The following is a 26,499-nucleotide window of genomic DNA, read 5'->3' on the forward strand; positions in this document are numbered from 1 at the left end:
GTCGCGCCCTTGCCGGCTAGGGCAGGCGCTGCAGCAGGAGGGCACTGCCGGTGCCCGCTGCCCCGGCGGCGGACACCACGCCCCACTGCAGGTCGCGCCGCTCCAGTTCATCCAGCAGGGTGCCCGCCATGATGGCGCCTGTGGCACCCATCGGGTGGCCCAGGGCAATCACGCCGCCGTTGACGTTCAGTTTGTCATCGGCAATCCCCAGCTCGCGCATCGCAACCACGCTGACTGCAGCAAACGCCTCGTGAATCTCGAACAGGTCGATATCCGCCGCACTCAGGCCCTGCTGGGCGAGCAGCGATCGCGTGGCCTCTACACAGCCGCTGAGTACCTGCAAGGGGTCGGCATTGACAGTGACCGAGGCGACGATGCGCGCCCGCGGCCGGCGGCCGTTGCGTTGCCCCCAGGTTTCGTCGGCAATCAGTACCAGTGCCGCGCCGTCGGCCATGGCGGGTGAATTGCCGGCGGTGTGGATATGCTCAACCGCGCTCAGCTGCGGGTGCCCGGCCAGCTGGAAAGCATCTACGCCGGCGGCGCCGGCTTTGGCGAAGACGGCGGGCATCTCCGCCAGCTGCTGCACCGTGGTGGAGGCGCGGATGCATTCGTCGGCGCTCACTACGCTGCCATCTTCCAGTGTGATGGGCACCATGGAGGTGAACCACCCCTGCTCGCGGGCGCGGGCGGCCCGCTGCTGACTGGCAAGGGCGACAGCGTCGGCGTCGGCGCGGCTGATACCGTGCAGTGTGGCAATGAGGTCCGCCCCGTTACCCATCATCAGCATGCGGCACTGGGCGGCGAACTGCGGATCGGTGAACACGCGGGCCTGGTCTGAAAGCATGGGCACACGCGACATCATTTCCACACCGCCGGCAACCGTGACTTCGGCCTGCCCGGCGGCCACTTTGAGGGCGGCCAGAGCCATGGCGTCAATGCCGGAGGAGCAGTACCGGTTCACCGTAAGCCCGGGCACCGAGCCGGGCCAGCCTGCATACAGCGTGGAGTTCTTGGCGATATTGCCGGCCTGTTCGCCCGCCTGGGTGACGCAGCCCAGAATGACATCGGCAACCTCGCCCGGCGCCAGCCCGGTACGGGACACCAGCGCGGCATAAAGCTGCTTGAGCAGCGCCTGGGGGGTGAGCGAGTTCAGGCTGGCGCCCTCTTTGGCGCGGCCGCGCGGGCTGCGCAGGGCGTCGTAGATCAGCGCGTCTTTCATGCCCCCACTCCAATAATCAGGCTGACACAGGTGGTGGCGCTGCCACCGAGATTGAACGTGGCCATGTTCTCGGCGTGCGGCAGTTGGTAGCCGCCAGCCCGTCCGCTTACCTGCAGGGCGCAGTCCAGCGCCATGCGCACGCCGGTAGCACCCACCGGATGGCCGAGGCCGATCAGGCCGCCACTGGGGTTGATGGGAAAGCTCCCGTCGCGGGTGATGCGGCCGTCTTCCACGGCCTTCCAGCTTTCCCCCGGGGCGGTGAGTCCGCTGTGGTCTATCGCCATGTATTCGGTGACCGAGAAGCAGTCGTGTGTCTCCAGGGCATCGAGGTCGGTGATCTGCGCAAAGCCAGCGCGGCGCAGCGCGTCCTCCATCATGGTCTGTACATGGGGGAACAGCAGCGGCATGCCGGCGCTGAGTTGCAGCTTGCGCTCCAGCAGGATGGGCGCGGAGCGGTGTCCCCAGCCCTTGATGCGCGGTATGTCGGCCAGCTTCAGGCCCCGTTTGGCGGCGTGCTCGCGCGCGGCGCGCTCACTGGCGAGAATGACGCAGGCGGCACCATCGGTAATTTGCCCGCAATCCATTTTGCGCACACGGCCTTCGATGACCGGGTTGAGTTCGTCGTCGTCGCTGAAGCAGCCCGGCGGGAACTGCCACGCGCGGGTCTGGGCATTGGGGTTGGATTTGGCGTTGCCGAAGTTGATCTCGGCGATGCGCGCCAGATGCTCGCCGCGAATGCCGTGGCGCTGCTGGTATTCCCGCGTGATGCGGTCAAACATGTGCGGCCAGGGGTAGTCGCAGTCCGTGGCCTCGTGCCCCTGCCAGGCGGCTGCCCCCAGATACTCCGCGCCGGTCTTGCCGTTCACATTGCGCATGAATTCCAGGCCCAGCACACAGGCGATGTCGTAGTGTCCGGCCTCGATATCGCGCATGGCGCTGAGCATGGCGATGGAGCCCGAAGCGCAGGCCGCCTCGTGGCGCGAGGTGGGGATGGCCGCCAGTTCCGGGTGCAGCTGGCCGAAAAAGCCGTTGATCAGGCCCTGGCCGGTGAACAGCTCGCCGACGAAATTACCCACATGGCCCACTTCGATCTGCGCGGGCTCGATGCCGGCATCCGCGATGGCGCCGTCCAGCGCCTCGGCGAACATGTCGTAGATCTCCAGGCCTTCACGGGCCCAGTTGCGGCTGAAATCCGTTTGCGTGCCGCCCAGAATATACACGTGGTTCATGCTCGGGTTCCTCGTTGTGCCACCAGTGCCTGCAATTCACCGCGCACCACCTTGCCGACCGGATTGCGGGGCAGTGCATCGAAGACTTCCAGCCGTTCTGGCAGCTTGAATTTCGCCACGCCTTTCTCCAGCAGCCAGCTGCACAGGGTTGCCAGTTCCGGCGGGTCGCTGCCCTCCAGCGGCACGATGCAGGCGCAGATTTTTTCTTCCAGGTCCGCGTCCGGATAACCGCAGACCGCAGCCTCGGCGAGCCCGGGAAAACCCTCCAGCAAGGTATCCAGCTCTGCGGGAGAAATCTTCATGCCGCCGCGGTTGATGATGTCCTTGCAGCGGCCGACGATGCGGTAGTAATTGGGGGGCTCGCCGGCAATTTCCACCAGGTCACCGGTGCGAAACAGGCCATCCTCGGTGAACACGCCCTCGCCGCTGTGCCCCAGGTAGCCGTCAAACACGGCGGGGCCGCCGATACACAGCTCTCCCGGCACACCCGGTTCGGTAATTTCCGCACCGGACGCCGGGTCGATCACGCGGGTGGTGATTGACTCGTGGGAATGGCCCTGCCAGGGCATGTTGCGGGCGCCGAAACGCGGGAACAGGCTGGCCCGGTACTCGGGTGTGGCGGCCACTTCCGGCGTGGAGAACAGGCTGATCCCCTCATTGGAGCCATAGAAGTTGATGATCTGTTTGCCGTACTCCCCCTCGATAACCTGGATCATGGCCGGAGAGAGTGGCACTGAGCCCGAGCCGAAGGCGCGGATCGCACTGAAATCGCATTGCTGCCACAGGGCCGGTTGCTGCGCGAGGCGGTTGAGCAGGGCGGGTGGCGCAATGGTGAAATTGACCCGTTCCTCCTGGATCTGGCACAGGAACATGGGTGGGTCCATGGGCTGGTGCAGCACCAGCGGGCAGGCGTTGATGATGGCGGGGAACAGGAACCCGCCCAGCGCGGCCATATTGACCAGCGGAAAAGGTACCAGCAGTGTTTCGCCCTGCTGGTAGTTCCCCGCCGCCATGGTGTTGCGCGCCATCGCCCGCCACATGTTGTGGGAGCGCGGCACACCTTTTGGCGTACCGGTGGTGCCCGAGGTCCAGACCACGGTGAGGATATCATTGGCGTCCGCCGGATGCTGTTCGCGGTGTGCGCGCAACGCGGCGAGGTCCCCGTCGGGCGTTGCCCCATCGAGGTCGAGTTCGGCCCCGAAACGCCAGACGGGCAGCTGGGGCAGTGCGGCCCGTGCGCGTGCCGCGAGGTCCTGATCGCGGAACTCCCCGAGTGTGAGGATGGCCGCGGGTTGCAGGCTGTGGGCAAAACCAGTCAGCTCGTGGCCGCCGTACTGTATGGGCAGCGGCGAGACCACCACCCCTAACTTGCTGGCCGCGTAGTAGGTGATGACCAGCTCGGCAATGTTCGGCAGCTGCACCAGAATGCGGTCGTCTTGGCGCAGTCCCAGGGCGAGCAGCTGCGCCGCCAGTTGGTCGCTGAGTGCCTCCAGTTCGGCAAAGCAGAGGCGTCTGGCCGGCAGCCCGGTCAGCTCGGCCTTGTTGGGCTGGTCAATCAGGGCCGTGCGTTGCGGCACCCGGGCCGCCTGTGCGGCGAGGATGTCGTGCAGGGTCTCGTCACCCCAGTAGCCGGCCTCGGTCAGTGCCCGGATGCGTGATTGTGGACTGGTTTGCATGTGTTATCCCTCGCAGGCAGCGCGGTATTCCCGGTCCAGCCGGTTGACCAGATCGGCAATCGGCAGAATATCACGGATGGCCCCCACCCCCTGGCCCGCCGACCAGACGTCCCGCCAGCGCTTGGCATCGCTGGTGGAGGCGGCGATATCGATTTTTGCGCCGTCAGGCATGTTGGCAGGGTCGTAGCCTGCAGCGACCAGACTGGCGCGCAGCCAGTTCGCCTTCACTCCCGTCAGGGCATCGGAGCAGACGATATCGGCACCGGTGGCGTCCACCACCATCTGCTTGTAGGCGGGGTCCGCCATGCTCTCCTGGGTGGCAATAAACCGCGTGCCCATGTAGGCGTAGTTGGCGCCCAGCACCTGTGCGGCGCGCACACCGCGTCCGCTGGAGATGCCGCCACCGAGCACGATATCCCCCTCCCAGAACTGGCGCACCTCCTCGACAAAGGCGAAGCCCGCCTGCTGCCCGGTATGGCCGCCTGCGCCGGCGGCTACCAGTACCAGGCCATCGACACCGGCGTCTACTGCCTTGGCGGCGAAGCGGGTGTCGATCACATCCGCGAAGATCTTGCCGCCGTAGCTGTGCACCGCTTCGATGGCATCGCGCGGGCTACCGAGTGCGGAAATGACCAGTGGTGCCTTGTACTTCAGTGCCAGTTCCAGGTCGTCAAAGCGCCGGGTGTTGGAGCGGTGCATCATCAGGTTGATGGCCCAGGGGCCGTCATCCTCGCCGCCAGTGGCCGCCGTGATCTCCTGCAGCCAGCGCTCCAGCTCTTCCGTGCTGCGGGCGTTCACCGAGGGAAAGCTGCCGACGATACCGGCGCGGCAGCTGGCAATGACCATGTCCGGGCCGGATTGCAGGAACATGGGCGCCTGGAAGACGGGGATTCTGAGCTGATCGAGAGCGCGGGGCATAGAGCGTATCCGAGGTTACTTGTATTAAAAGACCACCATGGTAGTCACGAATCTGCCGGGGGACAAGACATGTGGGTATCCAACGCGCGGCCTCCGCGTGCTGCAACCGCCCCTCACGGGGCCCGTTTGGGCGGCCAGGGAACCAGTCCGCTGGTGCGGGCCATGTACTCCGCGTAGCCGGGCTTCTCCCGTGCCAGTTTCTTGTCCAGGGTTTTCTGCCCGGTCACGTTGACCACCAGATAGCTGTAGGCCAGCGGGCCGATAACGGTGAGCCAACCCAGCGGCGCTTCACAGGCGACCAGCCAGATGCCCCACCACACGCAGAGTTCGCCGAAATAATTGGGGTGCCTGGAGTAGCGCCACAACCCCGTACAGAGAACGGTGCCGCGGTTTTCCGCTTGCGCGCGAAAGTGCCTCAACTGGGCGTCGGCCACGGTCTCGGTGACCAGCCCCACCAGCCAGACGACGCTGCCCAGCACTGCGAGCCAGCCTGCGGCGCCGCCGCTGTGCATGCCCACCTGCACCGGCAGCGAGGCGAGCCAGAGCACAACGGCTTGCAGCAGGAACACCTGGCGCAGGCTGAGCCAGAGAAAGGCGCGTTCGTCGTTTACCCAGCTGCGCAGTTTGGTGTAGCGCGGGTCTTCACCGTGACCCCAGTTGCGCCCGATCAGGTAGGCAGTGATGCGCAGCGCCCAGACTGAAACCATAGCCAGCAACAGCCATTGCAGGGTGTGTCGTTCGGCGGCCAGGGTAAAGGCCGTCAGCGTGATGGCAACCATGATCAGGGCGAAGAACATGTCGATAATGCTGACGTCCCGCAGGGGGATGCTGGCCAGCCACAGCGCCAGCGCGCAGGCCAGGGCGACCGCTGCCGTCGCGCTGAACAGGGTAAGTAAATCCATCATCGGGCAAGGTCTCCGGCAAAGTCGAGAAACAGGGCGACGGCGGAGTCGTAATCCTGCGCCGGCGGTGTGGCAGTGAGTGTGGCCCAGGCGGCCGCCAGGGCCTGCGGCGTGTCGTCCGGCGCCGCCGGGGCGCTGAGCAGGTTGCGTGCCCGAGCCATGCGGCCACCGCCCGCGACCACAACCTCCCCGTTGAGGGTACAGTCATCACTCGCCAGCCAGGCCACCACCTTCGCCACGGCTTCTGCCGGCAGTTGACTGGCCAGCTCGGATGGCAGGCTGCTGCGGGTCATGGCGGTGTCGGCGAAGGGTGCAATTGTGTTCACCCTCACGCCATGGGGCGCCCCCTCCAGCGCCAGGGCGCGACACAGGCCGATCACTCCCGCCTTGGAGGCGGAGTACGCGGGCAGACCGTGCTCACCGTGCAGGCCCGCGGCGGAGCTGCTGACTACGATGGCGCCGCCACGCTGCTGATACAGATGGCGGAAGGTCGGATGCAGCAGCGAGGCGGTGCCCATCAGGTTGATATCGATGATGCGGCGGAACTCGTCCAGGCTTTGCTTGTGAAAGGAGGACGCCTCGGACACGCCGGCGTTGGCGATGACCATGTCCAGTCGACCGTAGTGTTGCAGGGCCGTGGCCAGCAGATGTTCGCCACAGCGCGGGTCTGCCGCGTCACTGTAATCGGCGACGGCGCTGCCGCCCCGGGCGGCGATCTCATGCACCACGGCGTCGGCGCTGTGCTCGCTGTCGCCGCGGTGGCGCCGATTGTTGACAACCACCCGCGCGCCCCGCTGCGCCAGATCCAGCGCATAGGCGCGCCCCAAACCCTTGCCGGCACCGGTCACGATGGCCACCTTGCCAGCCAGTGTCGCTTGCCCGCCGGGCGCTGCGTTAGATGTCATGGCCTTGTTACTTTTATAAATAGACTTTTAGTCTAGCCAAGCGTTGGGGGCGCTGCAAGGGCGCAGGAATTTAAACTTGCATAAAAATACTTCGTACCTATAATCAATCGAAATCCACGTGCAGCGGGGGTATCCCGCCTGCCAGACGTCAGGGGGAACCCTATGCAAAGCCTCAGCAAATTCACCGAATATCCGTCAGTAGAGCAGTGCATCGGGGGCGTCACCCAGTTCGCGGATGCGCCGTCCTGGATTTACGGGCTCGACAACCCCTACCTGCACGGCGTGTACGCACCGACCACCGATGAGCTTGATGTCTCGGGCCTTGCGGTGGAAGGCGAATTGCCGGCAGACCTGGAGGGGGCGTATTTCCGCAATGGTCCGAACCCGGTATTCGAGCCGAAGAACCGCTATCACCCCTTTGATGGGGACGGCATGGTCCACGGGGTGTACTTCCGCGACGGGCAGGCCGCCTATCGCAACCGCTACGTGGATACCCTGGCCCTGCAGGGGGAACGCGCCGATGGCCACTCCATATCCCCCGGCGTGATGGGGCCCTTCGACTACTCGCTGTCGCCCTTCGGTATCAAGGACACCTCGAACACCGATATCTTCATCTACAACGGCGACCTGATGAGCCTCTGGTACAACGCCGGGCATCCCTACCGCCTGGATGCACACACCCTCGGTACCAAGGGCTACTACGATCTCGAGGGCCGCGCGCAGCGCCGCATGTCGGCCCACTCGAAAGTGGACCTGGCAACGGGCGAACTGCTGTTCTTCGACTACGGCGATCAGCCGCCTTACATGACCTACGGTGTGGCCGACCCCAATGGCAAGCTGAAACACGAAGTCGCCATTGACCTGCCGGGCCCGCGCCTGCCCCACGACATCGGCTTCACCACGCACTACACGATCCTGCACGACCTGCCGTTCTTCCACGATATGAACGTGCTGCGCCGGCACGGCTACCGGGTGCTCACCTTCCATCGGGATATCCCCACGCGCTTCGGGCTGATTCCGCGCTACGGCGCCGGCCATGAGGTGCGCTGGTTCGAGTGTGAGCCCTGCTATATCCTGCACACCAGCAACGCCTGGGAAGCGGGTGACTGGGTGATCATGGATGGCTGTCGCTCCACCAACCCGATGCCCGAAACCAAGCCGGGTGAGGGCGAGCTGGCATCGATGCTCGCCTACATGCGGTTGGAGGCCAACAACTATCGCTGGCGCTTCAATCTGCGCACGGGCGAAGTGCGGGAAGGGCCTATCGATGATCTCAACACCGAGTTCAACAAGACCAATCCCCTTTACCACGGTCGCGAGAGCCGCTTCGCCTACCACCAGCGGATTCCGCTGCACCATGAGGGCGGCCTCACCCTGCGCTTTACCGGCCTGGTCAAATACGACAACGACACCGGCAAGCGCTGGCAGTGGAGCTACGGCCCGGGCGTGTTTGGGAGTGAGGCGGTGTTTGCGCCGCGCCGCGGCGCCACCGCAGGCACGGCGGAGGACGATGGCTACGTCATTACCCTGGTCACCGACAGCACAACCTGGCAATCCGACTGCCTGGTGTTCGATGCGCGCGACATCGAGCCCGGCCCCATTGCCCGCGTGCGCATGCCGCATCGGGTGCCTTACGGCTTCCACGCCACCTGGGCGCGGGGTGAGGACATGTGGCCGGCGTGACCGGCTCGTCCGCTGCCGGGATCTTGTATTCCGGCAGCGTTGAGATACACTAAGTTCGTTAATGCAAGTAACAAGGCGGGCCGCCCCGCCCCATAACCATAACAGCGTACGAGGCTCCCATGACCCACTCCAGACTCCGCATTGCAATTCACACACTGGCTGCCGTGCCCTTTGCCCTGCCGCTGCTGGCGCAGGCACAACAACAGCTCGAAGAGGTGCTGGTAACCGCCGAGAAGCGGGAACAGAGTATCCAGGATGTGCCGCTGTCCGTGGCGGCGCTGGCGGGTAACGATATCGAGGTGGGCAAAATCAGCGGCCTCAACGATATTGCGTTCCGCACGCCGGGGCTGACCTACAACCAGTTCAGCATTGGTGAGCCGCGCATCTACATCCGCGGGATCGGCAACAGCTCGGACTCCGCAGGCAGTGACCCGGCGGTGGGGGTGTTCCTGGATGAGGTCTATATCGGTCGCACCGGCGGTGTCGGCTTCGATTTGTTCGACCTCGAACGCATAGAGATCCTGCGCGGTCCGCAGGGCACCCTGTACGGCAAGAACACCAACGGCGGTGCCATCAATATCGTGACCTCGCGGCCCAGCCAGGAGACCGAGGTTCGCGTGCGCGTCTCGACCGGTACCGACCAGCTGCGCCATTTCCAGGGGCTCGCCAGTGGCGGCCTGACGGACAGCGTGGCCGGCAAGATCGTGTACTCCTACCGCGACCGTGACGGCTACGGGCGCAACGTGATCACCCCGGGCGAGATCGCGACACTCGGCAATCTGTCCCAGAGCCCGATTATCGGCCCCAGCATCGGCGCCGATGACGCGGGCGAGCGCCGCGACGACGCGCGCTCGGTCAACGTGCGCGGCCAGTTGATGTTCGACCTGACGGAGCGGGTGGACCTGCTGCTGAGCGCGGATTACGCCCGCGACGAAACCGCGGGTCCCTGCCGCCACATCCAGAATATCGACAATGCCATCGCCGGTCTGGGCCCCTTCTGGGAGCTCAACATGTCGGAAGACTACATGGCCGATGAACGGCATTGTGCGAGCCAGTTCGACACCTCGCAAAAACGGGAGGTGAACGGGGTCATGGCGCGCCTCGAGGCCGACCTCGACTGGGCCAGCCTCACCTCCATCACCGCCTGGCGCTCCAGTGAGTACAACTGGGTGGATGACCTCACCAGCCTGCCGCTGAACAATCTGGCGGCACCGTCGCCTCCCGGTGTGCCGCTGCCACCCGGTTTCTTTACCACGCCGGGCAACGTGATCAACGGGGCCGAGGAAGACGCCTCACAGTTTTCCCAGGAGTTTCGCCTCGCCGGTAACACCGAGCGGGTGAGCTGGCTGGCGGGCGTGTTCTTCATGGAGGAGGATGTGGAACGGGGCGAGGAGTTCTACACCCAGTACAGCACGCCCCTGCAGGGACTCGGCCTCGCCGGAATCGGCGATGTGCTGTTCACCCAGGATAACACCACGACCAGCTACGCGGTCTACGGTCAGGCCGACTGGGCCTTTACCGACCAGCTGACCCTGACCTACGGTGTGCGCTGGGCAGAAGACGAGAAGGAAATCACCCAGAACTCCATCGACCTGCTGGGTACCACCCCGTCGGGCGTGCCCCTGATATTGCCGTCCTTCCCGGCGCCGGTGTCAGCGGAGGATTCCTGGTCGGAGGTGACCCACAAGCTGTCGCTGGCCTACCGTCCCACCGACGACCTGATGCTCTATGCGACGTATTCAGAGGGCTTCAAAAGCGGTGCTTTCCAGTCCCAGACCAACCGGCCGAGTGTCGCCACCGAAGCGGTTGATCCCGAAGTGGTGCAGAACGTGGAAGTGGGCCTGAAGTCCTCCTGGTGGGACCGGCGCCTGCAGTTCAACCTCTCCTACTACGATATGGACTACGAAGACCTGCAGGTCTTCGAGCTGAACAGCCGCTTCCTGCTGGTGCTGCTGAATGCTCAGGCGGAGTCCAAGGGCGTGGAGGCATCGATTGACCTGGTGCCGATCGAGAACCTGACGCTGAACGCCAGCTACAACTGGAGTGACGCGACCTTCGAGGAGTTTACCAACTCCAACGGGCTCGACCTGGCTGGCCGCGACCTGCCCTTCGCGCCAGATGCCGCGCTGACAACCACGGCCAACTACCGTGTGAATCTTTCCGGTGGGTCGGCGCTGGACTTCGGGGTCAGCTACAGCTGGAAAGACGATTACTTTACCGGCCCGCAGAATCGTCCCGTGGAGCGCCAGGCGGCGACTGAACTGCTGGATGCCAGCGTCAGCTGGACCAGCGCCGATGGCTCCCTGGCCATCGATGTGTGGGGCAAGAACCTGAACGACGAGCTGCAGGTGAGCAGCCGCATCGTCGACCCCACCGGCGTCACGTCAGAGTACTACATGCCGCCGCGTACAGCGGGCGTCACGCTGACCAAGAGCTTCTGAGCAGGGGGCGGCCGCGGCACTGCACGCCGCGGCCCGCCCGATGCATGCACGTTCAGCCCGTGTTGTTGACGCGAGTAGAGGCTCGCGTCGCTTTCACCTATGATGCCCTCATGACGCCGCAGCCTGTTACCGCCCCAACCACTCGTGTCCTTGTATGGACAAATTGAGAACCCGAGCCAGCTCCATCAACCGGGCCCTCGACCAGATAGGGGACAAGTGGTGCCTGCTGATCATTCAGGAGGTCTTCTGGGGCATCAACACCTTCAGCGGGATGCTGGAGGCGACGGGGGTTTCCCGTGGCGTGTTGTCCAATCGTCTGAAGTGGCTGCAGGCGCAGGATTGCCTGCGCAAGCGGGTCGCCCCCGGCGGTTCCCGTCACCCCGTGTATCACCTCACGCGCAAGTCTGTCGACATGTACCAGATGTCGCTGATGGCGGTGGCGTGGGAGGAGCGCTATTTTCCGCCGCCGACGGCGGGTCGGGTGCACCTGCGTCACCGCACCTGCGGTAACGTCCTACAGCCGCGCCTGCGCTGCAGCACCTGCCGGAAGGACGTACACGGCCGCGATGTCACCTACCACCCGGGCCCCGGTGCCACCCGCGATGTGCGCGACAAGAAGGTGCGCCGGCGCTCTTCCCTGTCGGCGAGCGACGTTCCCGGCGAACACAGCGTGTATCGCAACCTGATCGACCTGGTCGGTGACCGCTGGACGGCGAATGTCATTGCCCTGGCTTTTCATGGCTTGCAGCGTTTCGATGAGTTCCACCAGGAATTACCGGTGGCGACCAACATTCTGTCCGACCGCATGCGCTTTCTGGTGCAGCGGGGTGTGTTTGTCACGCGGCCCTACCAGCAGAGGCCCCTGCGCCACGGCTACGAACTCACCGCCATGGGATGGGACCTGTTTCCCTATTTTCTGACCTTGCTGCAATGGGGAGACCGCTGGTGCGACCCGAACGGGGCGGGGCGGCCGATGTGTCTCACGCATACGCTCTGTGGCGAGAGTCTGCACGGTGAGGTGGTCTGCAACCACTGCGGAGAAGAACTGAGCGCGCATCATGTGGACTTCACCATAGGGCCCGGGGAGCCAGCCTAGGCATTTGCTTGCATAAACAGACCTTGTTGTGGCAGTGTGCCCGGTCATACTGTCACTGCCGAGGGAGAGCCCGATGAGTGCCCTGTTCGCCAAACACCAGGATCTGCTGACCAAGGCGCTGGATGCCTGCGCCCACCGCTATGCCTGGAGTGGCTGGCCGGAAAACCCCAGCAGCAAGATCCACGGAGAGGAAAAGCCTGCCGCTGGTCAGGCGCGTTTCGAGGCCCTGCTGGGCAAGGATTTCCCGCTGTCACAGCCGGCTGAGGCGGGCCGGGTGGGTGAGGAGGTGTCTCCCTACACCGGCGAGCCGCTGGGCGTGCGTTATCCCAGGGTGGACCCTGCCGCGCTGTTCCCCGCGATCAACGCCGCGCGCCCCGCCTGGGCGGCAGCGACGCCTGAAGCGCGCGTGGGCGTGTGCCTGGAAATCTTGCAGCGCTGCGGCGAACAGCTGTTTGAAAATGCGCATGCCACCATGCACACCTCAGGCCAGTCCTATGTCATGGCATTTGCGGGCAGCGGCGCCAATGCGCTGGACCGCGGTCTGGAGGCTTTGGCCTACGCCCACAAGGCCATGCAGGATGTGCCGGCCACTGCGTACTGGGAGCGACAGTTCGGTCGCGACGGTGTCGCCAGCCTCAGCAAGCGCTACCGTCTGGTGCCCCGCGGCGTGGGTGTGGTGATCTGTTGTGCCACGTTTCCGCTGTGGAATACCTACCCGGCTCTGTGCGCATCCCTGGCCACGGGTAACCCGGTGGTGTTGAAGCCCCACCCGGCTGCAACGCTGCCGGTCGCCATGGTGGCACGTGTCTGCCGCGAGGTGCTGGCAGAGGCGGGTTTCGATCCCAATCTGGTGACGCTGGCGGCGGATACCCGCGCCGAACCCGCCACCCTGCCGCTGATCCAGCATCCGGACACCGCCATTATCGACTTTACCGGAAGTCCGCGTTTCGGCAGCTGGCTGGAGCAGAACTGCCCGGGGAAGCAGGTGTACACGGAAACCGCGGGCTGCAATTCGGTGGTGCTGGAGTCTACCGATGACCTGGCGGCAACGGCGCGGGCCATCGCCCACTCCCTCTGCCAGGCCTCGGCCCAGATGTGCACCAGCGTGCAGAATATTCACATACCGGCCACGGGGGTGCGCGTGGCCGGTCACTCCATACCGCACGCCGAGGTTGCTGCTGCAATCTGTGATGCGGTGGACGGCTGGTTGGCCGACCCGCGCGCTGCAGCGACGCTCTGTGGCACGTTGTTTGACCCGGCGGTGCAAGCCAATGTCGATCGCTATCGCGGGCTGGCCAAAGCGCAGCAGCGCATCCTGCGCGACTCGGCCCCCTATGCAAACCCGGGGTACCCGGCCGCACGTACGGCGACGCCGCTGGTCATTGCTGCCACCGAGGCGGATCGTGACTGGTACCGGGAAGAGGTGTTCGGGCCGGTGTCGTTCATCATTGCCAATGCCGATGCGCACGCCTGTCTGCAGGATGCCACCGGCAATGCCCGCGACTGTGGTGCGATCACCTCCCATGTGTACTCGACGGACCCGGCATTCCTCGCCGAGGCTGTGGACGCCTATCACGCTGCGGGCGCGTCCGTGGCCTGCAACCTCACCGGCATGCCGATCAATTTTGCCGCCGCCTACTCAGACTTTCATGTCACCGGCCTGAACCCGGCAGGTAACGCCTGCCTCGCGGATCTGGCGTTTGTCAGCAACCGCTTCCGTATTGTGCAAAGTAAATTCATGGGGCCAGCGCCAGGCGGCGCCTGAGCGAGCGCAGGGCAGGAGGGCCCCGCTCACGGCAACGGCATGGGCTCGCGGAAGGCGAGTGCCTCGGTGACGTGCTGCAGGTCGATACAGTCGGCACCCTCCATATCCGCCAGTGTCTGCGCCACGCGCAGGCTGCGGTGCAGGCCTCGCCCCGAAAGCTGCAGCGCATCGGCCGCTTGCTCGAGCTGTTGGCGTGCTGCGGGCCGCATCACGCACTGTGTCGCCAGAGCCTGTGCCGACAGCGCGGCGTTGTTGCACCCCTGGCGTGCCTGCTGCCGTTGTCGGGCCGCCAGCACACGTTCCCGCACGGCGGCTGACGATTCCCCTTTCGCTTGTGTTTCCAGCAGTAGGCGCGCCGGCAGTCGTTGCATGCTGACATGCAGATCGATACGGTCGAGCAGTGGACCTGACAGTCGGTGCCGGTAGCGCTGGATGTGCTCGCTGGTGCAGCGGCAGCTGTGCTCCGGGTCGCCATAGTAGCCGCAGGGGCAGGGGTTCATTGCCCCGATCAGTTGAAACCGCGCGGGATAGGTGAATTTGTGTGCAGCGCGGGACAGCGTGACGGCGCCGGCCTCCAGGGGCTCGCGCAGCATTTCCAGCGCCTGGCGGCTGAATTCCGGCAGTTCGTCGAGAAACAGAACACCGCCATGGGCAAGGCTGGCCTCGCCCGGCCGTGGTCGCGCGCCGCCGCCAATGAGTGCCGCGGCGCTGGCACTGTGGTGCGGGTGGCGAAAGGGCCGCCGCCAGAGGTGTTCCACGCTGGTGCTGTCGTGAAAGCTGTGCAGGGCCGCGCAGGTTAGGGCCTCCTGCGTGTCCGGCGGAGGCAGGAGGCCGGGTAAACGGCTCGCCAACAGGGTTTTTCCCGTACCGGGTGGCCCCACCAGGAGCAGATTGTGATTGCCAGAGGCCGCTATTTCGAGCGCGCGCCGCGCCAGCGCCTGCCCGGCGACGTCCGCCAGGTCGGGGTAGGGCATCGCCGGTTGCGGCTGTGGCTCGTGTTCCTGTACTGACAGTCTGTGGCGGCCGTTGAGGTGGGCACACAGCGTGAGCAGGTCCTCTGCGGCGATGATACGGCTCCCGGGGACGGCGGCGGCCAGCGCAGCACTCGCCGCCGGGGTGACCAGGGCGCGATCTGCCGCGCTGCAGGCAAGCGCAGCAGGGATGATGCCCGGCACCGGGCGCACGGCACCGGTCAGGGCCAGCTCTCCAATAAATTCGTGGGCGGTCAGAGCAGCCGCTGGCAACTGCCCGGAAGCCGCAAGAATACCCAGCGCGATGGGCAGATCGAAGCGCCCACCCTCCTTGGGCAGGTCAGCCGGCGCAAGGTTCACGGTAATACGGCGATCCGGAAACTCGAAATGGGCTTGTTGCAGTGCACAACGCACCCGGTCGCGGCTCTCCCGGACAGCGGTTTCCGGTAGTCCGACAATCTGGAAAGCCGGCAGCCCGTTGCCCAGGTGGGTTTCCACCTGGACCAGGGGGGCTTCAATGCCTACTGCAGCGCGGCTGTAAACAACAGACAGTTCCATGGCTCATCCTTGAGCACAGAGCCTCTCCGGTGAGTGGAGAGGTCAGGTTTGGGGTTTCAGCGACTCGAACTCTCGCGTCAGGGCCTCCAGTTCAGCTTCCAACTCGGCGACCCTGGCCCGGGTGCGGGCCAGTATCGCGGCCTGCGCGTCAAACTCCTCGCGGCTGACAACGTCCAGTTTGCCCAATGCGGACTGCGCCAGGGCGCGCGCGCCCCTGTCGACTTCCGCGCGCAGGCCCGGACTGCCGACCAGGGCCGACATCTGCTGCAGTACTTCACTGATCGGCGGTGGTTTCAGGGCCATAATGCGCATTTCCTCTGCCAGACAGGACAGGTCGCAGTGTAGAGGAATTGCAAAACGGCGCACAGATCATCTTGGTGCACCAATAGGGTGCGGTGCATCCTAATGGTGCGCGTCGCTGCCGTTGACCCCTGGCGGAAATCGCGTGCAGCGAGCCCCAAAATCCCTTAACGCTTTGTAAATAATGGTTTTTTTTCTGGTTGGCACAGCACCTGCAAAGACCGGGGTGCAAACGCGAATTATGCAGAGCAAAAAAGTTCCGTGCCTGGCACAGATTTTTTTTGACTGCCAAACCAAGGAGAACCACACATGCTGCACAAAAAACTGCTTCCCGCTTCTGTCGCCGCCGTCCTGTTCGCAGGCGCTGTTTCTGCCCAGGCAGAGATCTCCGGCAACGTGACCCTCGCCACGGATTACGTGTTCCGCGGTATCTCGCAGACTGACGAGAAAGGCGCCATCCAGGGCGGCTTCGACTGGTCGGGTGATTCCGGCCTGTACGCCGGCATCTGGGCCTCCAACGTCGCCTTCGGTGGTGCTACCACCGAGATGGATTATTACTTCGGCTACGCCGGTGAAACCGACGGCGGCTTCGGCTACGACGTGGGCTTCTTCTACTTCGATTACGAGGGTGAGTCTTCCCTCGACTACATCGAATACGCCCTGGGCCTGAGCTACGCCGACTTCAGCGTTGGCTTTGTGTACTCAGACGAGTTTGGTGACGGCGGCCCCGAGTACATGTACTACTCCGCCGGCTACTCCCTGAGCCTGACCGACGTTCTCACCGTCGACTTCAACATCGGCTTCACCGACACCGACCAGGACGACTACTGGGAAGATGGCGCCGACAGCTACACGGATTACGGCGTGACCTTCGGTTACAGCGCCATGGAGCTGGACTTCGCGCTGGCCCTGATCGGAACGGATCTTGACGATGTGGACGCTGCGGATGATCGCATCGTGTTCTCCATCTCGAAGAGCCTCTAAGCGTTTCGGGACTGAAACCTACGGCGCCCTGCGGGGCGCCCTGCTGATACCTGGAGACTGACATGAAATTAATAACGGCTATCGTCAAGCCATTCAAACTGGACGACGTGCGCGAGGCACTTTCCGAGATCGGTGTGCAGGGCATCACCGTCACCGAGGTGAAGGGCTTCGGGCGCCAGAAGGGGCACACCGAGTTGTACCGGGGTGCGGAGTATGTCGTGGACTTCCTGCCCAAGGTGAAGATTGAAGTGGCTGTTGCCGAAGGGCTGGCTGACAAGACCATCGAAGCCATCACCCGGGCCGCCAACACCGGCAAGATCGGTGACGGCAAGGTGTTCGTGTCCACGCTGGAGCAGGTGATTCGTATTCGTACCGGCGAGACCGGCGAAGACGCCATCTAAATCCACCGAGACTAACTACGAGAGTGATTCCCATGGAAAACCAGATATTTGAATTACAGTACGCGATGGACACCTTTTATTTCCTGGTGTGCGGCGCCCTCGTGATGTGGATGGCGGCCGGCTTCGCGATGTTGGAGGCGGGCCTGGTGCGCGCCAAGAACACGACGGAAATCCTGACCAAGAACGTGGCCCTGTACGCCATTGCGTGCACCATGTACCTGATCTGCGGTTACCAGTTCATGTACGACGGCGGCTTCTTCCTGTCCGGTGTGACCACCGTGGCGCAGATGGATGATGCGGCGGTGGCAGCGGTGCTGGCGGACTCCGCGGAAGCCGGTTTCGGTGGCGACTCGGTGTACTCCGGCGCATCCGACTTCTTCTTCCAGGTGGTGTTTGTCGCCACGGCCATGTCGATTGTGTCCGGTGCAGTTGCCGAACGCATGAAACTGTGGGCGTTCCTGGCCTTTGCCGTTGTCATGACCGGCTTCATCTACCCCATCGAGGGCGGCTGGACCTGGGGTGGCAAGGCGGTTCCGTTCATCGGTGAGCTGTCCTACAGCGACTACGCCGGCTCCGGTATCGTGCACCTTGCTGGTGCGGCTGCGGCGCTTGCGGGTGTTCTGCTGCTCGGTCCGCGCAAGGGTAAATACGCTGCTGACGGTTCCGTCAAGGCCATTCCGGGCGCCAACATGCCGCTGGCCACGCTGGGTACCTTCATCCTCTGGATGGGCTGGTTCGGCTTCAACGGCGGCTCCACGCTCAAGCTGGGTGGCATTGCCGTGGCCAACGAAGTGGCCAACGTGTTCCTGAACACCAACGCTGCGGCTGCCGGTGGTCTGATTGCGGCCCTGCTGCTGTCACGCCTGATCTTCGGTAAAGCCGACCTGACCATGGCCTTGAACGGTGCGCTGGCTGGCCTGGTAGCGATTACGGCTGAGCCCGCAGATCCCACGCCGATGCTGGCGATGATCATCGGTGCGATTGGTGGTGTGATCGTTGTGTTCAGCATCGTTGCCATGGACAAAGTGAAAATCGACGATCCGGTCGGCGCCATCTCCGTGCACGGCGTCGTCGGTATCTGGGGTATCTTCGCGGTCCTGCTGTCTGACCCCGATGCCACCTTCATGGGTCAGCTCGTCGGCACCCTGGTGATCTTTGTCTGGGTCTTCGGCGCCAGCCTGATCACCTGGGCCATCCTCAAGGCGGTCATGGGTGTGCGTGTCAGCGAAGAGGAAGAGTACGAAGGTGTCGACCTCTCCGAATGTGGTATGGAAGCCTATCCGGAGTTTGTGGCACAGAAGTGAGCAACAGCTTGCGGGCGCATTGATGCAATGCGTGTTTGGGGGCCTTCGGGCCCCCTTTTTTATGGCCGCTTTTTGCGTTGCGCTCAGGCGCTGGCGGCGAGCAGCTCGGCCGCAGCGGCGAAGATCTGGCGGCTTGCGGCGGCCACGCGCCCAGGGCCACCGGCGACATGGCCAAATTCCGATTCGATCACCCGACACTCCATCCCCAGGACCGTCGCATCGTGCGCGGCGTCCTCGGCCGTGAAATAGAGATCAGTGCTGCAGGGCATGAGGATGCCGGGGCAGCCCGGCTGCGCATCATCGGCGTCAGCCGTCGGCAGCGGAGCCTGCTGCCAGGTGCGCAGTTGCAGCAACAGGTTGTTGGCGTCCTGCTGCAGGTGATCCTCTCTCCAGTAGTCCAGTACGTCCCCGATATCGGCAAAACCCAATTCGCGGTAGCGCGCGTTGCTGAAGAAAGCCTGACTGTAGGCCCAGCCGGCATAGACTGTGGCAAATGCGCCAAGGCCGCGGACCGGCGGTGTGCGGTAGTGACCGTCGGCAAAGGCCGCATCCGCCGTGAGGGCCGCCGCCACACCGTCGAGAAAAACCCGGTTGTGTGGGTAACAGCCGATGGTGGCACAGACGGCGAGCACGCTGCCAACGGCGTTGCCGCGGGCCCTGTGCCAGTGCAGTGCCTGCATTCCCCCCATCGACCAGCCCATCACCAGCCGGGGATTGGCACCCCCAAAGCGCGCCTGTAGCAGCAGCTGTTGTGCACGCACGTTGTCGCCGATGCTCACCTGTGGGAAGTCCGGTCCGGACTGTGGCGCTGGCGTGTTGCTGGGCGAACTGGACTCCCCGGCACCAAACAGGCAGGGAATGACCACGCAGTAGTCACCGCTGCCGAGTGGGCTGTCGGGGTCATCCACCCAGGCACGGTTGCTGGCGGCAACGCCGCCGTAGTAGGTGGGCAGCAACACGAGGTTGTCTTTTGGTGCGTTCAGCGCACCAAATTGGTGGTAGCGCAGGCGGGCATTGCGCAGCACCGTGCCGCTTTCCAGCACAAGGTCCCCCAGCGCATGTTCGTTTTCCTGCCAATACAGCTTGTTTTTCAATGACTTGACTCCGGGTTCAGGTCGAACAATTTAAACATGCATTCTGGCATGTTTCTTGGATGCTTCTGACTAGCAAGAAACATTCCCGCTTATGGAGCAGTCATGAACATTGAACAGTTGAAACAGCGTTGTCTGGAACAGGGTATTAAATACGGTATGGCGAGCTACGTGGATATTCACGGCGCCAGCAAGGGCAAGTTTGTGCCTGTCGGCCATTTCAAGCAGATGTTTGCCGGCTCGGAGCTGTTTACCGGCGCGGCCCTCGACGGCGTGCCACAGGACATTGCCGATGATGAAGTGGCTGCCATGCCCGACATGGCGTCCATGCAGCAGTGCCAGTGGAACCCGGAGCTGGCCTGGTTTGCCAGCGACCTGTATCTGCAGGGAGAACCCTTCGAGGCCTGCTCCCGCACGATTCTCAAGCGTCAGCTGGCGAAAGCCGCCGCCATGGGGTTTACCTTCAACCTGGGGATAGAAACCGAGTTTTTCATCCTGCGCAAGGGGGCTGACGGGCGCCCGGTGCCTTTCAGTGAGCGCGATACCCTGGGCAAGCCTTGTTACGACATCCCCAGCATGATGGATAACATCGTGATTATCGACGAGTTGGTACAGGCACTGACTGACATGGGTTGGGGCGTTTATTCCTTCGATCACGAAGATGCCAACGGCCAGTTCGAGATCGACTTCAATTACGCGGATGCGCTGACCATGGCTGATCGCCTGGTGTATTTCCGCTTGCTGGCCAACGAAATTGCGCGCAAGCATGGTGCCTTCGCCAGTTTCATGCCCAAACCCTTCGCTGACCGCACGGGCAGTGGCGCCCATTACAACATGTCCCTGGCGAGTGTGGACACCGGGCAGAATCTGTTCGCAGTGAGCCCGGATGCCGATCGCTACGACTGCGGTGTCTCCGAGCTCGCCTACCAGTTTATCGGGGGCGTGTTGCGCCACGCCAAGGCCATCAGCGCGGTGGTCGCGCCCACCGTGAACAGTTACAAGCGGCTGGTGCGTCAGGGCAGCATGTCCGGCTCCACCTGGGCACCGGTGTTCTGCTGTTACGGCAATAACAATCGCACCAATATGTTGCGTATTCCCAGTGCCGGTGCACGGGTCGAGTGCCGGGCGCCGGATATCGCCTGCAATCCCTATCTCGGTGCGGCCCTGATGCTCGCCGCAGGGTTGGAGGGCATAGAGCAGGGTATTGACCCCGGTCAGCCGCACCGGGAGAACATGTACCATTACAGTGATGCGGAAATCGCCAAGGCCGGCATTCAGTGTCTGCCGAAGACCCTCGCCGAGGCGACAGAGGCTATCGCCGCTGATGAACTGGCCTATCAGGTGCTGGGCCCCGCGATGCACAAGGCCTTTGTCGACTTCAAGCGGGCGGAATGGGACAGTTACCACAACATCGTATCGGACTGGGAAGTGGCGCGCTATCTGCGACTCTTCGGTTAACCGTTACCACCGGGGGTCGCGACTTGCCTTTGCCGGTCGCGTCCCTACACTGTAGGTTTTCCATTGCTCGGGTCGGATCATGAGGCGAACCAAGGAGGATGCAGCGAAAACCCGGCAGAGCCTGGTGGATGCGGCGCTCAAACTCTTTGGCCAACGAGGCTACAGCGGCACCACCCTGCGACTGATTGCGGAGGAGGCAGGGTGCTCCCGCGGGCCCATCTACTGGCATTTCGCCAGCAAAGAAGAGTTGTTTGAAGAAATCCTCGCCTACTCACAGCTGCCGCTGGAGCGGCTGGTTGCGCTGCACCACGAGGCCAGCGACCCGCTCGCGGCCGCAGCGGACTTCTCTCGCCAGTGGCTGCGTATGCTGTTGGATGATCATTATTTTCGGCAGTCATTCGAGATCTTTCTCAACAAGACCGAGTTTACCGAGGCGGTATCAAAAACACTGGCGCGCGAACGCGCATTGACGGCCTCCCTGATTGCGACCTTTGCGGCCTGGGTGGAGCGCTACCGTCGGGAGCAGGGCGTTCAGGGAGGTGTTGCGAGCCGCACGGTGGCGCTGTCCATGTATGCTTACCTGATGGGACTGACCCAGAGCTGGCTGTTCGATTCCGGCATCACCGACCTGGATAACAATCTCGACTTCTTTGTCGGTGAGTTTCTGCGCCTGCTACGCACAGTCCAGTGACTGCGCACGCATCATCTGCCGAATTTTTCGCTCAAGAAAGCGGTATTCATCGAAATCCAGTATGGCATCGCGATCGGTGCTGCTCTTCTCCAGGCCGGGACGGATGGTCTCCAGCAGGCGCCCGGGCCGCGTGCCCATAAAAAACACCACGTCACCCAGATACAGCGCTTCCTCGATGTCGTGGGACACCATCAGCACAGTGGTACGTTCCTGATGGACAATTTCCAACAGCAGGCTCTGCATCTGCCAGCGTGTTTCCGGGTCCAGTGCGCCGAAGGGTTCATCCATCAACAGCAGTGACGGATTACTGGCCAGGCTGCGGGCGATGGCGACGCGTTGCTGCATGCCGCCCGAGAGCTGGTGGGGGTAGGCGCGTTCGAAGCCATCCAGCTTGACTGCCTTGATGAAATACGGAACCACCCCCTCGCGCAGGCTGAGCGCCTCGCCCCGGGCTTTCAGGCCGAACGCGACGTTTTCCTCTACGGTCAGCCAGGGAAAGGAGCTGTAGTTCTGGAAGACCATGCCGCGGTCTATACCGGGCCCGAGGACGGTGCTGCCATCCACGGTGATGTCGCCTTCATCCTGTGTCTCCAGGCCGGCAATAATCCGCAGCAAGGTGGATTTACCGCAACCGGACGGTCCCAGTAACACCCCGACCCCGGTTTTTGGCAGTTCGAAGTTGATGTTGTCCAGCGCGGTCAGGGTTTGTCCCGAGCGCAGCAGAAAACGCTTGCTGACGCCCGAGACGGTAAGTCCGCTGTGTGTGCCTGCGGTCATTTGTTCAGCGCTGCCGCCAGCGGCGTCGTGTCGACCCCGGCCGCCATCGGCATGGCCTTGTCGATGAAGCCAAACTTCAACCACCAGTCCGTGGTGATATCCCAGTGGTTCTGCATGCCGTCGGCGGCAATTCCGAGGGGCAGTTCACCGTCTTTCAGGCCCATGAAGATCGCGGCCTGGTCGCGGTCGAAGACGAAGATACCGCCCTTGAGAATGTCGCCCGTGCTGCCCAGCACCTGCTCGACGTCCGCCACCGTGAACTGCAGGCCATCTGCGATGATCTGGTTGGCTTCCGCGGTGTTTGTCTTCCAGAAATCCACGGCGTTGAAGTAGGCCCGGGTGAGTTTGGCCGCGTCTTCAGGCCGCTGCTCCAGGAAGGCCGTGCTCATGTAGAGGGCGTCGCCCAGCAGCGCCGTGGTGATGTACTTTTCCTCGGTGGAGTCTGCTGCCACCGTGGCGCCTGGCATGGCTTCAAGCACCTGGGAGCCAAAGGGTTCCCAGAATTCCGCGGCGGCCGCGGTGCCGCCCACCATCGCGCCCACGGCATCGTCCATGATCAGGTTGGTGAAGGTGACTTCATTGATTCCCACGCCGTTGTCGGTGAGCCATTCAGCCATGAAGATCTGTGTCAGGCCACCCTCCAGCACTGCGACTGTCTGGCCTTTGAGCTGCTCCGCGCTGGTGATGCCGGGTGCGAGGATGATTTTATCCGTGCCGTAGGACGGATTGGTGTAGGTCACCAGCTTGATGCCAACGTCCTTGTCGGCCGCAATGGGACCATACTCCGCGGTGCTTGAGGTGGCGTGGAGTTCCCCCGCCGTCATCAGGGCGAAGCTCTGGTAGGGATCCTCGATGATGCTGATGTCGAGCTCCAACCCCTCGGTCAGGCCCTTCTCCTTGGCGATAAACCAGAACCCGTAGCCGGGCCAGGAAAAGAGTGAGAGTTTCACGGGGTCAGCGGCCTGGGTGGCCGACCCCAGGGCCAGGGCCAGGATGGCAATACCGGATCGAATATAGCGCATAGTGGTGCTCCTTTGCGGTTGAGTGCTGCTAGTGGGACTCGAGGTAACGAAACGCAGTGCGATGCAGCAGTTTGAACAGTGCGTCAAAAAGCAGGCCGAGCAGGCCGATGACCAGAATGCCGGCCATGATGTCGTCAATATGCACAAAGCGCTTGGCGCGCATCATCATGGCGCCAATGCCATCGGTGGCGGCGACGATTTCGGCGATTACCAGATACGTCCAGCTCACCGCCAGCATCTGTCGCAGCACATCCAGATAGCCTGGCAGGCTGGCCCTGAACGTGACCGAAAGCAGAATCTGGGGCGCGCGCAGGCCGAGGGTGCGGGCGGTTTCGATGTATACCCTGGGCACCTGGCGGGTAACGTCGGCGAGCATGATGATGAGGAAAAACAGCACGCCGATCACCAACAGGGCGATTTTCTGCTCGTCCCCGGTGCCCAGCCACATCAGTAACAGTGGGATGAACGCCGGTGCCGGCAGGTAGCGGAAGGCGCTGGCTACCGGGCCCAGTACGCGATCGATGGGACGGTAGGCGCCCATCAGCAGACCCAGCGGCAGGGCAATCGCCACGGCGATGCCGAAACTGAGCAGAATGCGCTTCACGCTCGCCCAGATATCGCTGGCAAAATCCTTCTCCACCAGTAATTCATACAAACTGGTAAACACTTTTTCCGGCCCGGGAAACAGGCGCGGTGGCGCGATCTCGGCATGCGCGGCAAGCCACCAGCCGCCGATGAACAGCGCCCAGCCCAGAATGCCCAGCACAGTTCGGGAGCCGGCGACGGCAGCGACTCTGCGGGCGGAACTGAATAGCGGGTTGGCCTGATGCATCGCGATCTAGAACGCCGTCAGGAAGCTGAGCGCGTCGACACCGACCGCGCGCCCCTCGTTGAGTGAGGTCTTTACCTCATCGGCGCCGTATTCTTCAGCGTAAATGCGTGCCACCCGGTGTTTGTGAAAGGCACGCGCCTGCGGCACAAAACCCAGTGTCTGTGCCTCGACGTCGGGCTGCATGCTGCGATGCAGCTCTGGCAGGCGGTACCAGCCCAGCGTGGGCTTCTCGTGGTGTGCATTGTGATAGCAGAAATTGAGCACCAGCAGGTTGATGGCGGGAAAGCGGTGTGACAGGAGGTTGCTGTAGGTGTTGCGCTGTTCGTACTTGGCATCACCCTTGTGGGGAAACACTGTATCCGGGTCGTCGAGATTAAAGATCACCTCGTAGTTGTGCTGGTAGCAATCCATGAAGCGCAGGGCAGTGAGCAGCAACAGCTGCGCCAGCGCGTACAGCAGGAAGGCAACGGGGCTGATGAACAGTACCAGCCCGAGCAGTGCACCACGAACCAGCAATACGCGCAGCACACGACCGCGTTGAGCGCGTTTGGACTCGATCACCCAGGGTGCGAGGACCAGCATGGTGTGCATCATGATTTCAACGGCGGGTATGTAGGCCCATTCCGCGGCATGCACCAGCCTCGCGAGGCCGGGGTGGCGTTTCAGGAAGCTGCGGTAGTCCCACACCACGGGGTCGTAGTTGTCGACATGGTGGCGCATGTGCTTGTAGCGGATATCCTCAAAGCGCCCGTAGCAGCTGCCGGTTATCCAGTTGAGAACCTTGCCCAGTGCCGCGTTGGTCTTCGCCGACATGAACACCGCGTTGTGTCCGCAATCGTGCAGCAGGTAGGCGGCGATCAGCATGCTGTGTGCCAGCACGACAACGCCCAGCGCGTTGACCGCCGCACTGGGCTGGAACAGCGCCGCCCAGCCGCCTGTATAGGTCAGTGCAATATAGGCGAGCACCAGCAGCGTGTAGTGCGCGCCCGCGGGGTCGCGCAGTTTGAGAGCGTCACGCATGACGGGCCTCCTTGGTGGCGTTGGCATGCGACCAGCGCGCGAAGTGCCTTTGCTCCTCGGCGCCAATCCAGCGGTTGAGTTCCCAGAGGTCTGCGATGGGGGCGTTGGTAAACGGCAGGTGGTGCAGATAGCCATCGGGCCCGAATTCCGGCGTCAGTGTTGTTTCGCTGTAGCCCCGCGCCTGCTGCGCCTGCCAGATGGCCTCCCAGCAGCGCTGGTGACTGGCCAGTGCGTCGGCATACTCGGGTGCGCCGGGGTGGGGCACCTGGGGCCCCTGGTCATAACCGATGCGCCCGTGAATGTGGTGTGCGTGTTGCGCGGCCAGGGTGACGGCGTCCCACTCACTGTCCATCAGGCGTTCGCAGACGACCACCCAATGGCTGAAGTCACAGGTGATTTTCAGTGCCGGCAGCGCCTGCAGAATCGCCACAGTGTTCCAGGGGCAATAGAAGCTGCGTCCACGGTGTGTCTCGAAGGAGCAGAGCACATCGTGCCGGTCGGCGATATCCATGGCCGCCCTGAAGAAGTCCACGCTGTCCTGAACGGGCCAGGCATCGCAGCCGCCCATCACGTTGATAAAGCGTGGCGCGAGAGGTTTGCCCAGCACAATCTGTGCCTCCAGGTCCTCGAGGTGTTCGCTGACGCTGGCGTCTCGCCGGGGAACGTAGGAGCCCGCGGTGCAGATTTCCTGGATCCACTCCAGCTCATGTGTCTGCAGCGCACTGGCGAGTTGCTCGAGGTGCCCGGGCGCGCTGTGTATTGCCGGCGCCTCTAAGCCGGCACACCCTGCAGTGCGGGCGAGCAGGGCGCCCTGGTCGATGCTGCCTGTGTGGCCCCACAGGGTTTTAAAGGTGCGTAATTGCATGATCTGATCCTGGATAGCGTGCTCTATACCGAGGAGCAACTTCCATGCCAAGATGTATGTATAATCACAACCTATTGAAAAATAATAAAAAATACCGGATCGGTAAAGATTGACTCGGGTGTGTCGCGGGGCGATGCACCGCGAGGTGTGCATCCCGCGTCCTTTTTGGTGCAGGTCGCGGCGGTGGCGGCGAGCGGCGTTCGGGGTCACTCCGTCCGCCAGCCCGGGCGCCCTGGCGCGATGCACCAGAATGGCGCAGGGCATGCATTTGGTGCATTTTCCGGTGCAGCGTACCGCGCTCAGGGTCGCAGTGTGGCCGCTGTCGGCGGGATTGACGGTTCTGGCATGGTTCCTGCTTTGCCTTACCTGTCCGTACTCCTGACATGACGTG

At 63.4% G+C, this 26,499-nt stretch carries 23 protein-coding genes; 9 read left to right on the plus strand and 14 right to left on the minus strand.

The window, feature by feature from the left end; genetic code table 11:
- Positions 1–16: 16 nt before the first annotated feature.
- The 6 genes from AACZ17_RS09815 to AACZ17_RS09840 all read right to left on the minus strand — a co-directional run bounded on the left by AACZ17_RS09815 (position 17) and on the right by AACZ17_RS09840 (position 6,849).
- Positions 17–1,219 carry an acetyl-CoA C-acyltransferase gene (locus AACZ17_RS09815; protein WP_290742462.1) on the minus strand — a complete coding sequence of 401 codons (1,203 nt, stop codon included), beginning with the start codon at positions 1,217–1,219 and terminating at the stop codon, positions 17–19.
- A complete protein-coding gene (locus tag AACZ17_RS09820) occupies positions 1,216–2,448 on the minus strand; it encodes an acetyl-CoA acetyltransferase (protein WP_290742459.1) in 1,233 nt (410 codons plus the stop codon). The genes AACZ17_RS09815 and AACZ17_RS09820 overlap by 4 nt, the downstream gene beginning before the upstream one ends.
- Positions 2,445–4,124: a class I adenylate-forming enzyme family protein gene (locus tag AACZ17_RS09825; protein ID WP_290742456.1), complete on the minus strand. Its 1,680-nt coding sequence runs from the start codon at positions 4,122–4,124 to the stop codon at positions 2,445–2,447. Before AACZ17_RS09825 ends, AACZ17_RS09820 begins: the two co-directional genes overlap by 4 nt.
- 3 nt (positions 4,125–4,127) lie before the next feature.
- On the minus strand, positions 4,128–5,042 hold the full coding sequence (locus AACZ17_RS09830) for a nitronate monooxygenase (RefSeq protein ID WP_290742453.1): 915 nt from the start codon (positions 5,040–5,042) through the stop codon (positions 4,128–4,130).
- A gap of 113 nt (positions 5,043–5,155) precedes the next feature.
- Positions 5,156–5,947: a DUF1295 domain-containing protein gene (locus tag AACZ17_RS09835; protein ID WP_290742451.1), complete on the minus strand. Its 792-nt coding sequence runs from the start codon at positions 5,945–5,947 to the stop codon at positions 5,156–5,158.
- The gene (locus AACZ17_RS09840; protein ID WP_290742448.1) at positions 5,944–6,849 is read right to left on the minus strand and encodes an SDR family NAD(P)-dependent oxidoreductase; all 906 of its coding nucleotides are present in this window, start codon (positions 6,847–6,849) and stop codon (positions 5,944–5,946) included. The genes AACZ17_RS09835 and AACZ17_RS09840 overlap by 4 nt, the downstream gene beginning before the upstream one ends.
- Before the next feature lie 162 nt (positions 6,850–7,011).
- Here AACZ17_RS09840 and AACZ17_RS09845 point away from each other — a divergent pair, with 162 nt between their 5' ends.
- From AACZ17_RS09845 to paaN, 4 genes are all read left to right on the plus strand, one after another.
- Positions 7,012–8,532, plus strand: a complete 1,521-nt coding sequence (locus AACZ17_RS09845; RefSeq protein ID WP_290742445.1) for a carotenoid oxygenase family protein — start codon at positions 7,012–7,014, stop codon at positions 8,530–8,532.
- Positions 8,533–8,651: 119 nt separating this feature from the next.
- Complete coding sequence (locus AACZ17_RS09850) at positions 8,652–10,973, plus strand: TonB-dependent receptor (RefSeq protein WP_290742442.1); 2,322 nt, start codon at positions 8,652–8,654, stop codon at positions 10,971–10,973.
- A gap of 154 nt (positions 10,974–11,127) precedes the next feature.
- A complete protein-coding gene (locus AACZ17_RS09855; RefSeq protein WP_290742440.1) occupies positions 11,128–12,069 on the plus strand; it encodes a winged helix-turn-helix transcriptional regulator in 942 nt (313 codons plus the stop codon).
- Positions 12,070–12,142: 73 nt separating this feature from the next.
- Positions 12,143–13,834 (plus strand): phenylacetic acid degradation protein PaaN, encoded by a 1,692-nt coding sequence (gene paaN / locus AACZ17_RS09860; RefSeq protein WP_290742437.1) that lies wholly within the window; start codon positions 12,143–12,145, stop codon positions 13,832–13,834.
- 26 nt (positions 13,835–13,860) lie between these two features.
- Here paaN and AACZ17_RS09865 read toward each other — a convergent pair whose 3' ends face one another.
- Positions 13,861–15,363, minus strand: a complete 1,503-nt coding sequence (locus tag AACZ17_RS09865) for a YifB family Mg chelatase-like AAA ATPase (RefSeq protein WP_290742434.1) — start codon at positions 15,361–15,363, stop codon at positions 13,861–13,863.
- Positions 15,364–15,405: 42 nt separating this feature from the next.
- Positions 15,406–15,666, minus strand: coding sequence for an accessory factor UbiK family protein (locus AACZ17_RS09870; protein WP_290742431.1), 261 nt, complete (start codon positions 15,664–15,666; stop codon positions 15,406–15,408).
- Between the two features lie 306 nt (positions 15,667–15,972).
- Between AACZ17_RS09870 and AACZ17_RS09875 the strand changes: the two genes are divergently transcribed.
- From AACZ17_RS09875 to AACZ17_RS09885, 3 genes are all read left to right on the plus strand, one after another.
- Positions 15,973–16,647, plus strand: coding sequence for a TorF family putative porin (locus tag AACZ17_RS09875; RefSeq protein WP_290742428.1), 675 nt, complete (start codon positions 15,973–15,975; stop codon positions 16,645–16,647).
- 62 nt (positions 16,648–16,709) lie between these two features.
- The gene (gene glnK, locus AACZ17_RS09880; protein ID WP_290742425.1) at positions 16,710–17,048 is read left to right on the plus strand and encodes a P-II family nitrogen regulator; all 339 of its coding nucleotides are present in this window, start codon (positions 16,710–16,712) and stop codon (positions 17,046–17,048) included.
- A gap of 32 nt (positions 17,049–17,080) precedes the next feature.
- Complete coding sequence (locus AACZ17_RS09885) at positions 17,081–18,352, plus strand: ammonium transporter (RefSeq protein WP_290742422.1); 1,272 nt, start codon at positions 17,081–17,083, stop codon at positions 18,350–18,352.
- An 83-nt stretch (positions 18,353–18,435) separates the two neighbouring features.
- On the opposite strand, the gene AACZ17_RS09890 is transcribed toward AACZ17_RS09885, so the two are convergent.
- Positions 18,436–19,446, minus strand: a complete 1,011-nt coding sequence (locus AACZ17_RS09890; RefSeq protein WP_290742419.1) for an alpha/beta fold hydrolase — start codon at positions 19,444–19,446, stop codon at positions 18,436–18,438.
- A gap of 102 nt (positions 19,447–19,548) precedes the next feature.
- Between AACZ17_RS09890 and glnT the strand changes: the two genes are divergently transcribed.
- Both glnT and AACZ17_RS09900 read left to right on the plus strand, forming a co-directional pair.
- The gene (glnT, locus tag AACZ17_RS09895) at positions 19,549–20,901 is read left to right on the plus strand and encodes a type III glutamate--ammonia ligase (RefSeq protein ID WP_290742416.1); all 1,353 of its coding nucleotides are present in this window, start codon (positions 19,549–19,551) and stop codon (positions 20,899–20,901) included.
- Between the two features lie 79 nt (positions 20,902–20,980).
- Positions 20,981–21,592 carry a TetR family transcriptional regulator gene (locus AACZ17_RS09900; RefSeq protein WP_290742413.1) on the plus strand — a complete coding sequence of 204 codons (612 nt, stop codon included), beginning with the start codon at positions 20,981–20,983 and terminating at the stop codon, positions 21,590–21,592.
- Here AACZ17_RS09900 and AACZ17_RS09905 read toward each other — a convergent pair.
- From AACZ17_RS09905 to AACZ17_RS09925, 5 genes are all read right to left on the minus strand, one after another.
- Positions 21,575–22,369, minus strand: a complete 795-nt coding sequence (locus AACZ17_RS09905) for an ABC transporter ATP-binding protein (protein ID WP_290742410.1) — start codon at positions 22,367–22,369, stop codon at positions 21,575–21,577. The genes AACZ17_RS09900 and AACZ17_RS09905 overlap by 18 nt on opposite strands.
- A complete protein-coding gene (locus tag AACZ17_RS09910) occupies positions 22,366–23,391 on the minus strand; it encodes an ABC transporter substrate-binding protein (RefSeq protein WP_290742407.1) in 1,026 nt (341 codons plus the stop codon). Before AACZ17_RS09910 ends, AACZ17_RS09905 begins: the two co-directional genes overlap by 4 nt.
- A gap of 28 nt (positions 23,392–23,419) precedes the next feature.
- A complete protein-coding gene (locus AACZ17_RS09915) occupies positions 23,420–24,157 on the minus strand; it encodes an ABC transporter permease (RefSeq protein ID WP_290742404.1) in 738 nt (245 codons plus the stop codon).
- A 72-nt stretch (positions 24,158–24,229) separates the two neighbouring features.
- Complete coding sequence (locus AACZ17_RS09920) at positions 24,230–25,243, minus strand: fatty acid desaturase (RefSeq protein WP_290742401.1); 1,014 nt, start codon at positions 25,241–25,243, stop codon at positions 24,230–24,232.
- On the minus strand, positions 25,236–26,108 hold the full coding sequence (locus AACZ17_RS09925; RefSeq protein WP_290742398.1) for a sugar phosphate isomerase/epimerase: 873 nt from the start codon (positions 26,106–26,108) through the stop codon (positions 25,236–25,238). Before AACZ17_RS09925 ends, AACZ17_RS09920 begins: the two co-directional genes overlap by 8 nt.
- Positions 26,109–26,499: the final 391 nt, after the last annotated feature.

This window comes from uncultured Haliea sp., from assembly GCF_963973825.1.
Taxonomy (GTDB): Bacteria; Pseudomonadota; Gammaproteobacteria; order Pseudomonadales; family Halieaceae; genus Haliea.

Coding starts and splice junctions, on each gene's coding strand:
- AACZ17_RS09815 (WP_290742462.1), bottom strand. CDS start 1,219: ATGAAAGACGCGCTGATCTACGACGCCCTGCGCAGCCCGCGCGGCCGC.
- AACZ17_RS09820 (WP_290742459.1), bottom strand. CDS start 2,448: ATGAACCACGTGTATATTCTGGGCGGCACGCAAACGGATTTCAGCCGC.
- AACZ17_RS09825 (WP_290742456.1), bottom strand. CDS start 4,124: ATGCAAACCAGTCCACAATCACGCATCCGGGCACTGACCGAGGCCGGC.
- AACZ17_RS09830 (WP_290742453.1), bottom strand. CDS start 5,042: ATGCCCCGCGCTCTCGATCAGCTCAGAATCCCCGTCTTCCAGGCGCCC.
- AACZ17_RS09835 (WP_290742451.1), bottom strand. CDS start 5,947: ATGATGGATTTACTTACCCTGTTCAGCGCGACGGCAGCGGTCGCCCTG.
- AACZ17_RS09840 (WP_290742448.1), bottom strand. CDS start 6,849: ATGACATCTAACGCAGCGCCCGGCGGGCAAGCGACACTGGCTGGCAAG.
- AACZ17_RS09845 (WP_290742445.1), top strand. CDS start 7,012: ATGCAAAGCCTCAGCAAATTCACCGAATATCCGTCAGTAGAGCAGTGC.
- AACZ17_RS09850 (WP_290742442.1), top strand. CDS start 8,652: ATGACCCACTCCAGACTCCGCATTGCAATTCACACACTGGCTGCCGTG.
- AACZ17_RS09855 (WP_290742440.1), top strand. CDS start 11,128: ATGGACAAATTGAGAACCCGAGCCAGCTCCATCAACCGGGCCCTCGAC.
- paaN (WP_290742437.1), top strand. CDS start 12,143: ATGAGTGCCCTGTTCGCCAAACACCAGGATCTGCTGACCAAGGCGCTG.
- AACZ17_RS09865 (WP_290742434.1), bottom strand. CDS start 15,363: ATGGAACTGTCTGTTGTTTACAGCCGCGCTGCAGTAGGCATTGAAGCC.
- AACZ17_RS09870 (WP_290742431.1), bottom strand. CDS start 15,666: ATGGCCCTGAAACCACCGCCGATCAGTGAAGTACTGCAGCAGATGTCG.
- AACZ17_RS09875 (WP_290742428.1), top strand. CDS start 15,973: ATGCTGCACAAAAAACTGCTTCCCGCTTCTGTCGCCGCCGTCCTGTTC.
- glnK (WP_290742425.1), top strand. CDS start 16,710: ATGAAATTAATAACGGCTATCGTCAAGCCATTCAAACTGGACGACGTG.
- AACZ17_RS09885 (WP_290742422.1), top strand. CDS start 17,081: ATGGAAAACCAGATATTTGAATTACAGTACGCGATGGACACCTTTTAT.
- glnT (WP_290742416.1), top strand. CDS start 19,549: ATGAACATTGAACAGTTGAAACAGCGTTGTCTGGAACAGGGTATTAAA.
- AACZ17_RS09900 (WP_290742413.1), top strand. CDS start 20,981: ATGAGGCGAACCAAGGAGGATGCAGCGAAAACCCGGCAGAGCCTGGTG.
- AACZ17_RS09905 (WP_290742410.1), bottom strand. CDS start 22,369: ATGACCGCAGGCACACACAGCGGACTTACCGTCTCGGGCGTCAGCAAG.
- AACZ17_RS09910 (WP_290742407.1), bottom strand. CDS start 23,391: ATGCGCTATATTCGATCCGGTATTGCCATCCTGGCCCTGGCCCTGGGG.
- AACZ17_RS09920 (WP_290742401.1), bottom strand. CDS start 25,243: ATGCGTGACGCTCTCAAACTGCGCGACCCCGCGGGCGCGCACTACACG.
- AACZ17_RS09925 (WP_290742398.1), bottom strand. CDS start 26,108: ATGCAATTACGCACCTTTAAAACCCTGTGGGGCCACACAGGCAGCATC.